This is a genomic window from Aeromonas sp. 96A (assembly GCF_051919165.1).
GTDB lineage: Bacteria > Pseudomonadota > Gammaproteobacteria > Enterobacterales > Aeromonadaceae > Aeromonas > Aeromonas veronii.
Genome location: NZ_JBQBFE010000001.1, coordinates 2,430,226 through 2,444,243, shown reverse-complemented (window position 1 = coordinate 2,444,243; position 14,018 = coordinate 2,430,226). Strand labels below are relative to the sequence as shown.

12 protein-coding genes are annotated in these 14,018 nt (G+C 60.3%); 6 read left to right on the top strand and 6 right to left on the bottom strand.

What is annotated here, in order from left to right; genetic code table 11:
- Positions 1-121: 121 nt before the first annotated feature.
- Positions 122-1,570, top strand: coding sequence for a metalloprotease TldD (tldD, locus tag ACTG2W_RS11175; protein ID WP_042052567.1), 1,449 nt, complete (start codon positions 122-124; stop codon positions 1,568-1,570).
- A 132-nt stretch (positions 1,571-1,702) separates the two neighbouring features.
- On the opposite strand, the gene ACTG2W_RS11170 is transcribed toward tldD, so the two are convergent.
- The 3 genes from ACTG2W_RS11170 to ACTG2W_RS11160 form a co-directional block, all read right to left on the bottom strand.
- Entirely contained in the window at positions 1,703-1,906 is a 204-nt protein-coding gene (locus ACTG2W_RS11170) for a hypothetical protein (protein ID WP_005340062.1), read from the bottom strand.
- 159 nt (positions 1,907-2,065) lie between these two features.
- Complete coding sequence (locus tag ACTG2W_RS11165) at positions 2,066-2,788, bottom strand: MarC family NAAT transporter (protein WP_106844151.1); 723 nt, start codon at positions 2,786-2,788, stop codon at positions 2,066-2,068.
- A gap of 138 nt (positions 2,789-2,926) precedes the next feature.
- A complete protein-coding gene (locus ACTG2W_RS11160; RefSeq protein WP_106844152.1) occupies positions 2,927-4,246 on the bottom strand; it encodes an MFS transporter in 1,320 nt (439 codons plus the stop codon).
- 166 nt (positions 4,247-4,412) lie between these two features.
- On the opposite strand from ACTG2W_RS11160, the gene ACTG2W_RS11155 reads away from it, so the two are divergent.
- Both ACTG2W_RS11155 and aphA read left to right on the top strand, forming a co-directional pair.
- Positions 4,413-5,087 (top strand): ATP-binding protein, encoded by a 675-nt coding sequence (locus tag ACTG2W_RS11155; RefSeq protein ID WP_106844153.1) that lies wholly within the window; start codon positions 4,413-4,415, stop codon positions 5,085-5,087.
- Positions 5,088-5,194: 107 nt separating this feature from the next.
- Positions 5,195-5,914 carry an acid phosphatase AphA gene (gene aphA, locus ACTG2W_RS11150; RefSeq protein WP_106844154.1) on the top strand — a complete coding sequence of 240 codons (720 nt, stop codon included), beginning with the start codon at positions 5,195-5,197 and terminating at the stop codon, positions 5,912-5,914.
- A gap of 72 nt (positions 5,915-5,986) precedes the next feature.
- Here the strand turns inward: aphA and ACTG2W_RS11145 are convergent, their stop codons facing one another.
- Positions 5,987-6,253 carry a hypothetical protein gene (locus ACTG2W_RS11145; protein WP_106844155.1) on the bottom strand — a complete coding sequence of 89 codons (267 nt, stop codon included), beginning with the start codon at positions 6,251-6,253 and terminating at the stop codon, positions 5,987-5,989.
- 169 nt (positions 6,254-6,422) lie between these two features.
- Here ACTG2W_RS11145 and ACTG2W_RS11140 point away from each other — a divergent pair, with 169 nt between their 5' ends.
- Together ACTG2W_RS11140 and ACTG2W_RS11135 are read left to right on the top strand one after the other, a co-directional pair.
- Entirely contained in the window at positions 6,423-7,244 is an 822-nt protein-coding gene (locus ACTG2W_RS11140; RefSeq protein ID WP_005357745.1) for an HDOD domain-containing protein, read from the top strand.
- 128 nt (positions 7,245-7,372) lie between these two features.
- Complete coding sequence (locus ACTG2W_RS11135; protein WP_069529746.1) at positions 7,373-7,870, top strand: GNAT family N-acetyltransferase; 498 nt, start codon at positions 7,373-7,375, stop codon at positions 7,868-7,870.
- A 155-nt stretch (positions 7,871-8,025) separates the two neighbouring features.
- On the opposite strand, the gene ACTG2W_RS11130 is transcribed toward ACTG2W_RS11135, so the two are convergent.
- Positions 8,026-8,202, bottom strand: coding sequence for a hypothetical protein (locus tag ACTG2W_RS11130; RefSeq protein WP_005340085.1), 177 nt, complete (start codon positions 8,200-8,202; stop codon positions 8,026-8,028).
- 506 nt (positions 8,203-8,708) lie between these two features.
- Entirely contained in the window at positions 8,709-9,986 is a 1,278-nt protein-coding gene (locus ACTG2W_RS11125) for a cation:proton antiporter (protein ID WP_021231596.1), read from the bottom strand.
- 216 nt (positions 9,987-10,202) lie between these two features.
- Here ACTG2W_RS11125 and metH point away from each other — a divergent pair, with 216 nt between their 5' ends.
- Positions 10,203-13,898, top strand: coding sequence for a methionine synthase (gene metH / locus ACTG2W_RS11120; protein WP_106844156.1), 3,696 nt, complete (start codon positions 10,203-10,205; stop codon positions 13,896-13,898).
- Positions 13,899-14,018: the final 120 nt, after the last annotated feature.

Below are 14,018 nucleotides of genomic sequence, written 5' to 3'. Positions count from 1 at the left end.
AAATTGAAACGCAGCCGTTTGCCCGTGCTGGAGCATGCCCGTTTGTTGTGATGGTGCGGCTTGTTGCCAACCCGTCGGCAAGACGATTTAAAACAGCTCGTTACGAGAGTGGAGAAAAAGATTGAGTCTATTGAGCCAGGTTAGTGCCTCCCTGTTGGCCCCGAACGACCTCGACGAAGGGCGCCTGCAGCAGTTGCTCGGCAGCCTGATGAGCCATCAGGTCGAGTTCGGCGATCTCTATTTCCAGCGCAGCTGGCACGAGTCCTGGATGCTGGAAGATGGCATCGTCAAGGATGGCAGCTACAACATCGATCAGGGTGTCGGTGTGCGCGCCGTCAGCGGCGAGAAGACCGGCTTCGCCTACTCGGACGAGCTGAGCCTGCTGGCGCTGCAACAGTCGGTGACTGCCGCTCGCGGCATCGCGGCTGCCGGTGCGCACGGCAAGGTGAAGGCGTGGGCCAGAACCTCCGCAAACCTGCTCTATCCGGCCATGGATCCGCTGCAGACCCTCGACAAGCATCAGAAGATCGCCCTGCTGGAGCAGATGGACAAGTTTGCCCGCAGCCTGGATCCTGCCATCAATCAGGTGATGGCCTCCATCAGCGGCGTCTACGAAGAGGTGCTGGTGGCCGCCACCGACGGCACCCTGGCCGCCGATGTGCGTCCGCTGGTGCGTCTGTCGGTGACCGTGATCGCCGAGAAGGGCGATCGCCGCGAGCGTGGCAGTGCCGGTGGCGGTGGGCGCTTTGGTTACGACTGGTTCCTCGAACTGGACGGGCTGGAGAGCCGCGCCTTTGGCTATGTGCGTGAAGCGGTGCGTCAGGCGCTGGTCAATCTGGAAGCCATCGACGCGCCAGCCGGCACCATGCCGGTGGTGTTGGGCTCCGGCTGGCCTGGCGTGCTGCTGCACGAGGCGGTAGGTCATGGTCTGGAGGGGGATTTCAACCGCAAGGGATCTTCCGCGTTTGCCGGCCGCATCGGCGAGCAGGTGGCCTCCAAGCACTGCACCATCGTCGATGATGGCACCCTGCCGGGTCGGCGCGGCTCCGTCTCCATTGATGACGAGGGGACACCGGGTGGCTACAACGTGCTGATCGAGAACGGCATCCTCAAGGGTTACCTGCAGGACAAGCAGAACGCCCGTCTGATGGGGGTGCCGCTCACCGGCAACGGGCGCCGTGAATCCTACGCCGCCATGCCGATGCCGCGCATGACCAACACCTACATGCTGGCGGGCCAGTATGATCCGGCGGAGATCATCGCCTCGGTGAAGAAGGGCATTTATGCCCCCAACTTCGGTGGCGGCCAGGTGGACATTACCTCCGGCAAGTTTGTCTTCTCCGCCTCCGAGGCTTACCTCATCGAGGATGGCAAGATCACCGCTCCCATCAAGGGCGCGACCCTGATCGGCAACGGCCCCGAAGCGATGAGCCAGGTCTCCATGGTGGGCAGCGATCTTGCGCTGGATCGTGGGGTTGGCATCTGCGGCAAGGAGGGGCAGAGCGTGCCGGTCGGTGTCGGCCAACCCACCCTTAAACTGGATCAGCTCACCGTGGGTGGCACTTCGTAGGTTTGGGTTAGCCGCGCAGCGGCGTAACCCGACGCATTCAAACCCCGGCTCTTGCCGGGGTTCTGCTATTCAGGGAACCTCTGGCAACAAAAAGCCCCGGTCGTTGGACCGGGGCTGGCGGGTGATTCGGTATCAGTTGACGGATATGGCGCGGGCGTCGATGAAATAGCGAGCGTTACCCTGTTTGTCGATCTGGATTTTGGCAACCAGTTGCTCCTGATCTTTATATTCCCAGCGTTGCTCAATCTTGGCGAGGGATGGGCTCGCAATCCCAACCACGTTCAGGTACTCGTGAAACAGGCTATGGCTCCCTATTTCGGTCAGCATCTTGTCCATCTGCATACTCTCCTGAAGTTGAGTGGGTATTCATCAACAAACCTATCAGCGTCCATCTGAATAAAGTCTGTATGAAAAACAAACTAACTCATTTGTGTGTCAATAACATGATCAGGAACAAGATCAGTGCAGATCGTCAGGGACTTTTTGATACCGTTTTCAATCAGAGCCGGTGGGCTTCTGCGGCAACTGATCAAACGTGCCGGAAGCCTTTGGTAGCGCCGGTGCGGTTTGCACGGTCTGGCCGCCGTGGAATACCGGATCCTGTGCCACTTCCTTGATGCCGTTGATGCAAAACTGCATACCCATGCAGACCAGCAGAAAACCCATGATGCGGGTCATGGCGTCGATGCCGGTGGCGCCCAGGATCTTGCAGACCGGATCCGCCAGCTTCAATACTCCCCAGCTGATCAGGCTCATCAGGGCAAACGCCGTTACCACACCGGCGTAGATGGTGATGCGGTTGTACTCATCAGGCAGCTCGGCAATCTGGGCTGCCCCGCTTATTACCAGCGCCATGGTACCTGGCCCGCACATGCTGGGCATGGTGAGCGGTACGAAGGCAATGCTCTGGTTGATATCGACCCCGCTCTGCTGGCTGGGGGCGGGGAACAGCATGCGAAAGCCGATAAAGCCGATGATGAGGCCACCGGCCAGGCGCAAGCCCGGAATGGAGATCCCGAACAGATCCAGGATCGAGGATCCGATAAAGAAGGTGGTGCAGAGGGTGCAGAACAGATAGATGGCGGCCAGATTGACCTGACGGCGCACGTGTTCGCGCGACATCCCCTTGCTCAGTCCCAGAAGCAGGGTGGCCGTGGTAGGCGGGTTGACCATGGGCAGCAGCGCCAGCAAGGTGAGTAATACGACCTGAAAGAACATCTTGAGCCTCGGATAAAGAGTTGGAAGCCATGGGGCGATGCGGGTGGCAGGCCCCAGAGGGAGGCTATCTTATGCTGGCGAAACTGAACATAAGCAGTACAAAAAAGCCCCGGCAGATGCCGAGGCTTGTTGTTCGGGTCAGGCCGCTTGCGGCGCTTGTTGCTGCCGGATGGCCCGTTGCTGGAACCAGAGCCAGAGACCGATAGCGAAACCCAGCACCGACAGGCTCACCACATAGTGGGAGGGGGCAAGCATGTCGCTCTTCATCCAGAGGGTCACCGCCATCGGGGTGAGGCCGCCGAAGATGGCGTAGGCCACGTTGTAGGAGAATGACAGACCGGAGAAGCGCACCACCGGCGGGAAGGCGTTGACCATCACGTAAGGCACGGCGCCGACAATCCCGACCGCAAAGCCTGCCAGCATGTAGAGCGGCACCAACTGACTCGTACCGGCCGCCAGACCGTGATAGAAGGCGTAGCTGGAGCCCGCCAGCAGCAGGGAGCCGAACATGAAGGTGAGACCGCTGCCCAGCAGGTCGATCAGTCGGCCATAGACGATGCAGCCGAGGGTCAGGGCAACGATGGCCAGCGAGTTGGCGGTCAGGGCGTCAGCCGGGCTGATGCCATAGACCTTCTGCAGATAGGTCGGGGTCATCAGGATTACCACCACGATACCGGCGGAGAGCAGCCAGGTGAGCAGCATGGAGACCACCACGCTGCTCTTGTGGTTGCGCAGCACCGACTTGAGGGGGAGCTCATCGGCCAGGGTCTTGTTGGCTTTCATCTCGGCGAAGACCGGGGTCTCGTGCAACCAGCGACGCAGGTACATGGCGACGATGCCGAAGATACCGCCCAGCAGGAAGGGCACTCGCCAGCCCCACTCGCTCACTTCGGCCGGGGTCAGGCTCTTGTTGACCGCAGTGGCGATGAGGGAGCCGAGCAGGATGCCGGCCGTCAATCCCGCCGTGAGCGTGCCGCAGGCGACCCCGACCCGACGGGCAGGGACGTGCTCGGCGACAAACACCCAGGCGCCCGGCACTTCACCGCCGATGGCGGCGCCTTGCAGGATCCGCAGGCCCAGCAGGGCGATGGGGGCGCCGATGCCGAGCACCGCATAGGTGGGCAGCAGACCGATCAACAGGGTCGGCAGCGCCATCATGATGATGCTGAGGGTGAACATCCGCTTGCGACCGATGAGATCGCCAAAGTGGGCCATGATGATGCCGCCGAGCGGGCGGGCCAGATAACCGGCGGCGAAGATGCCGAAGGTCTGGAACTGGCGCAGCCACTCGGGAATATCGGCCGGGAAGAACAGCTCGCCGATGACCACGGCGAAGAAGACGAAGATGATGAAGTCGTAAAACTCCAGCGCACCGCCGAGGGAAGCCAGACTCAGGGTTTTGTAATCCTGTCGATTGAGGGGGCGGGCGTGATCGTGTTGTTGTGTGGTCGTGGTCATATCCGTATGTTTCCCATCGGTTTTTTTAGTTATTGTCACCCCGTGCAAGGGGCATATACAGGTGATCGAGAGTATGCTGCCTGCCTCTTGTGTGTAAATCGCGCAATTCGCAACACTGTCTTGCATCTTTTTGGGGCAATCCGAATGCCCTGCTGGCGGAGGAATGATGGAAAAGAAACGGGTACTGCTCTCCTGGAGCAGCGGCAAGGATTGCGCATGGGCACTGCATCAGTTGCGGCAAGATCCCGCCATCGAGGTGGTGGGGCTGTTTACCACCCTCAATCAGGCATTCGAGCGGGTGGCGATGCACGGGGTGCGCAAGCAGCTGTTGACCGAGCAGGCCGCCTGCGTCGGGCTGCCTCTCATCACCATCGATCTGCCCTGGCCCTGCAGCAACGAGGATTACGCCCGCATCATGACCGGCTTTATCGCCGATGTGGTGGCACAGGGGATCCGCCATATGGCCTTTGGCGACTTGTTCCTCGAGGATGTGCGCGCCTACCGTGAAAAGCAGCTGGCAGGTACCGGCATCGAACCACTGTTCCCGCTGTGGGGCAGCAATACCCGTGAACTGGCGCCGCAGATGGTGGCCGCTGGGTTGAAGGCGCGGATCAGTGCTCTCGACCCGAACAAGCTGGATGCCAGCCTGGGTGGCCATGACTTTGACGAGGTGCTGCTGGCGGCGCTGCCGGAGGGGGTCGATCCGTGCGGCGAGAACGGCGAGTTTCATACCCTGGCCTATGATGGCCCCATGTTCTCCCGCCCGCTTGGCATTCGGGTCGGCGAGACAGTGGTGCGCGACGGCTTTGTCTTTACCGATCTGCTGCCAATCGAGGATTAATTATCGGGCGTCAAATGCTCCCTTTTTGCAGGAGCATTCACAGATTTGAGAGGTAGGATGGGGGCACTATTGGCCCCCTCTTTTGATTCAAGATGACAACCTGCCTTATGAAACACATCTCTCGTCCGGTGCTGCTTGCCTCCTTGCTGGCTGCGGCCCTCTCTCTGCCTGCCGTCGCGGGTCAAGCCGCTACCGTTCAGCCAATCCCTGCCGGTGTCACCACCGTTACGTTGGCCCAGCAGGCGCCGATCCACTGGGTGTCAGTGGAGCAGATTGCCAAGAGCCTGGATGGCCTGCCCCCGATGGCGGTCGGGTTTGATATCGACGATACCCTGCTCTTCTCCAGCCCGGGTTTTTATCGCGGCAAGCAGGAGTTCTCGCCCAACGACGAGAGCTATCTGAAGAACCCCGCCTTCTGGGAGAAGATGAATAACGGCTGGGATGCGTTCAGCATGCCGAAAGAGGTGGGCAAGGAGCTCATCGCCATGCATCTCAAGCGCGGTGACCACATCTATTTCGTCACCGGTCGCTCGGCCACCAAGACCGAAACCGTGAGCCAGACCTTGCAGCAGACCATGAATATTCCGGCCGACCAGCTCAATCCGGTGATCTTCGCCGGTGATCAGCCGGGCCAGAACACCAAGGTGCAGTGGCTCAAGGATAAGCAGATGAAGCTCTTCTACGGCGACGCCGATGGAGATATCAAGGCGGCGCAGGAGGTTGGCATTCGCGGCATTCGTCTGCTGCGGGCCGCCAACTCCAGCTATCGGCCACTGCCGTTGGCAGGGGCGCTGGGGGAAGAGGTGATCATCAACTCCCAGTTCTGATCCGGAGCGGATCCATGCAAAAGGGCGGGGCCATTGGCACCCGCCCTTTTTGCATCCGTCATCCAGCTCGCGTCAGTCGTCTGCCCACGGCATCTCGGGCAGGCTGTCGAGGAACTCGCCGTAACGGGCCAGATTGAAGGGGCCCTGATCGGCCTCCATCGCCATCAGCTCGGCACCGAGGGCGCAGGCGATATATTGCAGTGCCTCTTCCCGCGGGGTGCCCTTCATCACCAGCCGCATCAGAGTCGCCTTCACATGGGGCGGGTGACCGTCGTTGAGCTGGTTCTCCACCATCTCCAGCAGCGCGTCTTCATCAAAAAATTCCTGAGTGTCGTTCATGGGATATCCGCAACAGTGAATGTGGCGGCCAGTATAGCCTGAATGTGACTAACACCTTGAATGACCAGCAAATAAACAATCCGATGGGGAGGCCATTTGTTACCCATAATTAGGAGGAGTTTGCCAAGGCAAACAGGTTGGAACACAGATAACATGGATGGACACGCCTATGCCCACGATAGATTCCCTGCTGGCCGAGCCCAAGCTACTGCCCCAGATCCCGGAAGTGATGCGCGATTTGATCCAGACCTTCAATGAAAAGGATCCGGATCTGCTCAAGATCAGCAAGTTGATCAACAAGGACCCTGTCATCTCCGCCAAGTTGCTGCGGCTGGCCAACTCGGCCAAGTTCGGCAGCAGTCGTCAGATCGGCACCGTCAATGAAGCCGCAGTGCGGCTGGGGTTGGCGATGGTGCGCAACATGGTGCTGGCCTGCGGGCTCACCGAATCGGTCACTGCGGTTCCCGGCATTGACCTCAAACATTTCTGGGGCTGCGTTTTCAACGTGGCGGAGCTGGCGCGTCGTCTGGCGGTGAAGAAGGGGATGAAGGGGGATGAGGTCTTTACCTGCGCCCTGCTCTACGATCTCGGCCGCTTGGTGATGCACGTAGGCTTGCCGGAAAACACCGTCCATCACATCCACGATCTGGAGTTGCACAAGGGACGGGCCAAGGCGGAAGAGCTGGTGGTCGGCTTCAACTATGCCCAGGTCGGGGCGGCTATGGCACGCTACTGGAAGTTCCCCGAGACCATCAGCAATGCGGTGGAGTATCACTACAACCCCATGCTGGCCAAGGAGTTCTCCGCCGAGGCCGGGTTGATCCATCTGGCGATCGTGCTGGCTGCGCAATCCGATGTGGGGGAAGAGGCGCCGCCCGAGTGGCCCCACAAGGTGGCAGATGCACTGGGGCTGAGTTGGGCCGATTGCGCCGCCCAGTTCACTGCTCTGCGCGAGCAGGGTAATGGCTACGCCGGGTTGCTGGCTGCCTGAGCCCGTTTATCCCATCTCATCAGGGGCCAACGCGGCTCCTTTTTCATGGCCGATGGTGCCACAGACTTGCCAGCCCGGGAGTGACGGGGCACTCTTTGCCCTTCACTTTCCGTTTGAGAGCCCTTGCCATGATTGCCTCCTCCCGCCTGATCCTGCGCGAAATGATCGCCACCGATGCCCCCTTCATCCTTGAGCTGCTCAATGACGGCGACTTTTATCGTTACATCGGTGATCGGGGCATTCGCACCCTGGAGCAGGCGCAGGAGTATATCCAGCAGGGGCCGGCGGTCAGCTATGCCCGTTATGGTCACGGGCTCTATCTGGTGGAGCGCAAGGAGGACGGTGCCAGCCTCGGTATCTGCGGCCTGATCAAGCGCGACACCCTGGAGCAGGTCGATATCGGTTACGCCTTCCTGCCGCAATATCGCGGTCAGGGCTACGCCATTGAAGCGGCGCAGGCCGCCCTTGCCGATGGCAAAAGCCGGTTGGGGATCGGGCAGGTAGTTGCCATCGTCACTCCGGGCAACGAGCGATCCATTGGCCTGTTGGCCAAGCTGGGGCTGGTGCGCAGTCGACTGGTCAAGTTGAGCGAAGATGCCGATGAGTGTCTGCTGCTGGAGCAGTGATCAAGGTCAGAGAGCGGGGAAGCGAATGGCGAGGTGGCTGTCAGGCTGAGTGACAAGCAAGAGCCCGGGTCTGGCTAAAGGCGTGAGAGAGAAGCAAAGAGGCCGCCGTGAGTTGCGGCCTGTCTGCATCGGGCGCTGCCGGAGGGCAGGCAGGATCAGTTGAGGTCTTCGATGGAGAACTCGCCAGCGATACCATCACAGGAGATGGCGAAACCGCCGCTGAAGCGGGTGCTGAACTGGATCAGGAACGCATCATTGTCGTGCTCTTGCACAGGCAGGTTGATGGGTTTGCTGCGACGCAGGGGCTTGTGTGTTTGTACTGCTTTCATCATGGTATTTCTCTATATAAATTAGGTGTTTGCTCCTTGTATTGGCAAATGTCAGGTCAATGGGCGCGGTCGATTGGGTGAACGACAAGCGCGCAGGAATACCCAGCCCGGTTAAGGGGCGTCTGCACTTTCAAGGAATATGCTGATGCATAAATCAAATTGGGTGGGCAGATCGGGTCTGCACCGTGAGAGCCGGGCAACGCAGGCAGACAGCCTGACGGTTCTCAAGGCGAGTAAATCAGAAGAAGGTTATGCGGGTACTGGCAGGATTCATCGTGAGGTGAAGCATTGCAGGATAAACATAAACAGGGCTGATTAACTAGCCGGCGCGCATTCTCTCCTCGAAATGAATAAAAAGCAAACAATAATTTGCCGATGTTGAAGTCAGTACGCTTTTCCTCTGTGTAATCAAGGGGCTATCAGCAGCAAATATTCGCATCTATCCGCCATAAAAAGAGGGCTCCCGACGGGAGCCCTCTCTCATTCTGCAATCAGCACAGTGGGCCGACTCAGTAGTCGCCACAGGCCTTCTTGGCAGCCGTGATCATCGGGGTGATGGTCATGCCTTGCACCACGATGGAGAACATCACCACCGAGTAGGTCATCACCAGGATGACCTGACGCAGGTCGACGCCATGTTCCGGGATCATCATGACGCCGGAGGGGAGTGCCAGTGCCATCGCCATTGCCAGACCACCGCGCAGGCCACCCCAGGTTAGGATCCGCACCGAGAAGGTGTTGTAATTGCGGAATCGGCGGAAAGCCACATAGGGCAGCGACACGCTGATAAAGCGGGCGCCCAGGCAGAGGGGCACAGCAATGACCAGCAGGATCCAGTCACGCCAGGCGAGATCCAGCAGTACCAGCGCCAGACCGATCAGCAGGAACAGCAGGGCGTTGAGGAACTGGTCCATCAACTCCCAGAAGTGATCCAGGTGATGGCTGCTCTGCTCGGAGAAGCCGGAGTGACGGGTCCAGTTGCCGATCATGATGCCGGTGACCACCATGGCCAGTGCGCCGGAGACGCCGATCATGTTGGCAAAGGCGAAGCCGGCGGTCGGGATGCAGAGGGTCAGCAGCAGCTCCAATGAACCGTCGTCGGTGGCGCTGATCATCACGTGGGCGATGAGGCCCAGCACGGCACCGAACAGGATGCCGCCGAGGGCTTCGTGCAGGAACAGACCGGCCACGCTACCGAAGGTGGGCTCGACACCGCCAAAGGCGACGGCAAACACGGTAGCGAAGATGACGAGGCCAACACCGTCGTTGAACAGGGATTCCCCTTCGATCTGGATGGCGATCTGGGGTGGCGCTTTCATCTTCTTGACGATGGCCAGTACGGCAATCGGGTCAGTGGGGGAGATCAGCGCGCCGAACAGCATGCAGTAGACCAGCGGCAACTCCCAGCCCAGCAGCTTGGCGATAAACCAGAAGCCGTAGCCGATGAGGAAGGTGGAGAGCAGGGTGGCAATGATGGCCAGAATGGTGATCTCCCACTTCTGGCTACGCAGCGCCTTGAGGTTGATGCCAAGGCCACCGGCGAACAGCAGGAAGCCCAGAATCCCCTTCAGCAGGAAGTTCTGGAAGTCGATGCTCTCCATGGTCTTGACGGCAAGAGGTTCCAGATTGAACCAACCCAGTTTGCCAAACAGCACCAGTAGTGCGGAGATCAGCATGGAGCCCGCAGTAATGGCGATGGTGGTCTGGATCTTCACAACATACTGGTTGGCAAAGGCGATAAAAATCGCCAACGCTGCCAGAAAACAGAGTGTGTAGTAGACGCTCATAGTTATTTTTTTCTCGTTGGTAGACAGCAAGCACGTATCCCTATGCAGGACGGGCATAGGTTACTCTCGGGCCCTATGTTACTCATTACCCATAAATGAGTATATGGTGGCGTATTTGGACTGATAGACGGCTAGATTTCCATTTTATTTGTTTGCTGTTAGGATGCTGTTTACGCAGTTGCATGGATGTAAGAGGAACACGCGGTGTCGAACGTAATGTCGAGCAGAGAGCCGAGCAAGCAGTCGGACGTAACAAAGAAGCTGGAAGCCTGCCTCAGTGAGCGGATCCTGATCATCGACGGGGCCATGGGCACCATGATCCAGGGCTACAAACTCGGGGAGGCGGATTATCGGGGTGAGCGGTTTGCCGACTGGCATACCGACATCAAGGGCAACAACGATCTGCTGGTGCTGACCCGTCCGGCGGTGATCCGCGAGATCCACGAGCAGTATTGCGCTGCCGGGGCCGACATTCTCGAGACCAACACCTTCAACGCCACTCGCATCGCCATGGCCGATTACGAGATGGAAGAGTTTTCCGCCGAGATCAACCGTGAAGCCGCCCGTCTGGCCCGCGCCGTGGCCGACGAGTGGACGGCAAAAGATCCCGCCAAGCCGCGTTTCGTGGCAGGGGTGTTGGGCCCCACCAACCGCACCGCCTCCATCTCGCCGGATGTGAACGATCCCGGCAAGCGCAACGTCACCTATGACCAGCTGGTGGCCGCCTATACCGAATCGACCCACGCGCTGATCGAGGGTGGCGCCGACATAATCCTGATTGAAACCATCTTCGATACTCTCAACGCCAAGGCCGCCGCCTTCGCGGTGGAAGGGGTGTTCGAGGCGCTGGGCTACAGCCTGCCGGTGATGATCTCCGGCACCATTACCGATGCCTCCGGCCGAACCCTCTCCGGCCAGACCACCGAAGCCTTCTACCACTCGCTGCGCCACGTAAAACCGGTGTCGTTCGGCCTCAACTGTGCGTTGGGGCCCGATGAGCTTCGCCAATATGTGGAGGAGTTGTCTCGCATCAGCGAGACCCATGTCAGTGCCCACCCCAACGCCGGTCTGCCCAATGCGTTCGGTGAGTACGACCTCGATGCGGGTGAGATGGCAGAGCATATCCGCGAGTGGGCCCAGAGCGGCTTCCTCAACATGGTCGGCGGCTGCTGCGGCACCACCCCGACCCATATCCGCGCCATGGCCGATGCCGTGGCGGGCATCAAGCCGCGCGTGCTGCCCGAGCTGCCGGTGGCCTGCCGCCTGTCGGGTCTCGAGCCGCTGATCATCACCCCCGAGTCCATGTTCGTGAACGTGGGGGAGCGCACCAACGTTACCGGTTCAGCCAAGTTCAAGCGGCTGATCAAAGAGGGGCTCTACGACGAGGCGCTCGACGTTGCCAAGCAGCAGGTAGAGAACGGTGCCCAGATCATCGACATCAACATGGACGAGGGGATGCTTGACGCCGAAGCGGCCATGGTGCGCTTCCTGAACCTCATCGCCGGTGAGCCGGATATCGCCCGGGTGCCGGTGATGATCGACTCCTCCAAATGGGAGGTGCTGGAAGCGGGCCTCAAGTGCGTGCAGGGCAAGCCGGTGGTCAACTCCATCTCCATGAAAGAGGGGGAGGAGAAGTTCATTCAGCAGGCGAAACTGCTGCGCCGCTACGGCGCCGCCGTCATCGTGATGGCGTTCGATGAAGCGGGGCAGGCCGATACCCGCGCCCGCAAGTTCGAGATCTGCCAGCGTGCCTACCGGATCCTGGTGGATCAGGTCGGTTTCCCGCCGGAAGACATCATCTTCGACCCCAATATCTTCGCGGTGGCGACCGGCATCGATGAGCACAACAACTACGCGGTGGACTTCATCGAGGCGGTGAAGGACATCAAAACGCACCTGCCCCACGCCATGATCTCCGGCGGCGTCTCCAACGTCTCGTTTTCGTTTCGCGGCAACGAGCCGGTGCGCGAAGCCATTCACGCCGTCTTCCTCTACCACGCCATCAAGAACGGCATGGACATGGGGATCGTCAATGCCGGTCAGCTCGCCATCTATGAAGACATTCCGGCGGAGCTGAAAGAGAAGGTCGAGGCGGTGGTGCTCAACCTCAATGACAACGCCACCGAGGAGTTGCTGGCCATCGCCGAGAAGTATCGCGGTGCCGGTGCCCAGGCTGAGGATCCGCGGGATCAGGAGTGGCGCAGCTGGCCGGTGGGCAAGCGGCTGGAGCACGCGCTGGTCAAGGGGATCACCGACTTTATCGAAGAGGATACCGAAGAGGCACGCGCTGGCGCCGAGAAGCCGCTGCACGTCATCGAAGGGCCGTTGATGGATGGCATGAACGTGGTCGGCGACCTGTTCGGCGCGGGCAAGATGTTCCTGCCGCAGGTGGTGAAATCGGCGCGGGTGATGAAGCGGGCGGTGGCCTATCTGCAGCCCTATATCGAGGCGGAAAAGTCGGGTGGCTCCAGCAATGGCAAAATCGTGCTGGCCACCGTGAAAGGGGATGTGCACGACATCGGCAAGAACATCGTCGGGGTGGTGCTGCAGTGCAACAACTTCGAGATTGTCGACCTCGGGGTCATGGTCTCCTGCGAGACGATTCTCAAGACGGCGCGGGAGGTCGGCGCCGATATCATTGGGCTGTCGGGTCTCATTACCCCGTCCCTGGACGAGATGGTGCACGTGGCCAAAGAGATGGAGCGTCAGGGCTTCAAGCTGCCGCTGCTGATCGGCGGCGCGACCACCTCCAAGGCCCACACTGCGGTGAAGATCGAGCAGAACTACTCGGAGCCTGTGGTCTATGTCTCCAACGCCTCCCGCGCGGTAGGGGTGGCCCAGAGCCTGCTCAGCCCGGATCTCAAGGAGGCGTTTGTCGCCCGCATCGACAAGGAGTACGAGATCGCCCGAGATCAGCATGCCCGCAAGCAGCCGCGGTCCCGTCCGGTCAGTCTGGCTCATGCCCGCGCCAACCGGCACCAGCTGGATTGGGTTGGCTATCAGCCACCCAAGCCTCGTGAGCCGGGTCTGCAGAAGTTCGAGAACGTGCCCATCTCGGTGCTGCGCCCCTACATCGACTGGACGCCTTTCTTTCTCAGCTGGGAGCTGGCAGGCAAGTATCCGCGCATCCTCGAGGACGAGATCATTGGCGAGGAGGCGACCAAGCTGTTTGCCGATGCCAACGCCATGCTGGACCTGCTGGAAAAGGATCAGAGCGTGCGCTGCGCCGGGGTGATCGGTCTGTTCCCCGCCAACGCGGTAGGGGACAGCATCGAGGTCTACAGCGACGAGTCCCGCACCGAGGTCATCAAGGTGCTGCACCACCTGCGCCAGCAGAGCGAGAAGCAGGGCTTCCCCAACTACTGTCTGGCGGACTATGTGGCGCCGAAAGAGAGTGGCAAGCCCGACTGGATCGGCGCCTTCGCGGTGACCGGCGGTATCGGTGAGGAGGCCATCGCCAAGGCCTACAAGGCGCAGCACGACGACTACAACGCCATCCTTATTCAGGCGGTGTGCGACCGTCTGGCCGAAGCCTTTGCCGAGTACCTGCACGAGCAGGTGCGCAAGGTGCACTGGGGTTATGCTCCCGACGAGGCCCTCAGCAACGAGGAGCTGATCCGCGAAAACTATCAGGGCATCCGCCCGGCCCCCGGTTATCCGGCCTGCCCGGAGCACACCGAGAAGGGGAGCATCTGGGAGCTGCTGCAGGTGGAGCAGGCTATCGGCATGCAGCTCACCGAATCCTACGCCATGTGGCCGGGGGCGGCGGTGTCGGGCTGGTACTTCTCCCATCCCGAGAGCAAATACTTCGCGGTGGCGCAGATCCAGCAAGATCAGGTGGAGGATTACGCCGCCCGCAAGGGGATGACGCTGGCAGAGGCCGAACGCTGGTTGGGGCCAAACCTGAACTGACTCCCGCGTGACACCGGTTGATCTTTAACGAGAAACGGCGGCATCCTTGCTTGGGTTGAACAACCTGCGCAGAGCCGCCGTTTAACCTGTTGGTCAAAGTGACAGGATCGCGTGCGGTTT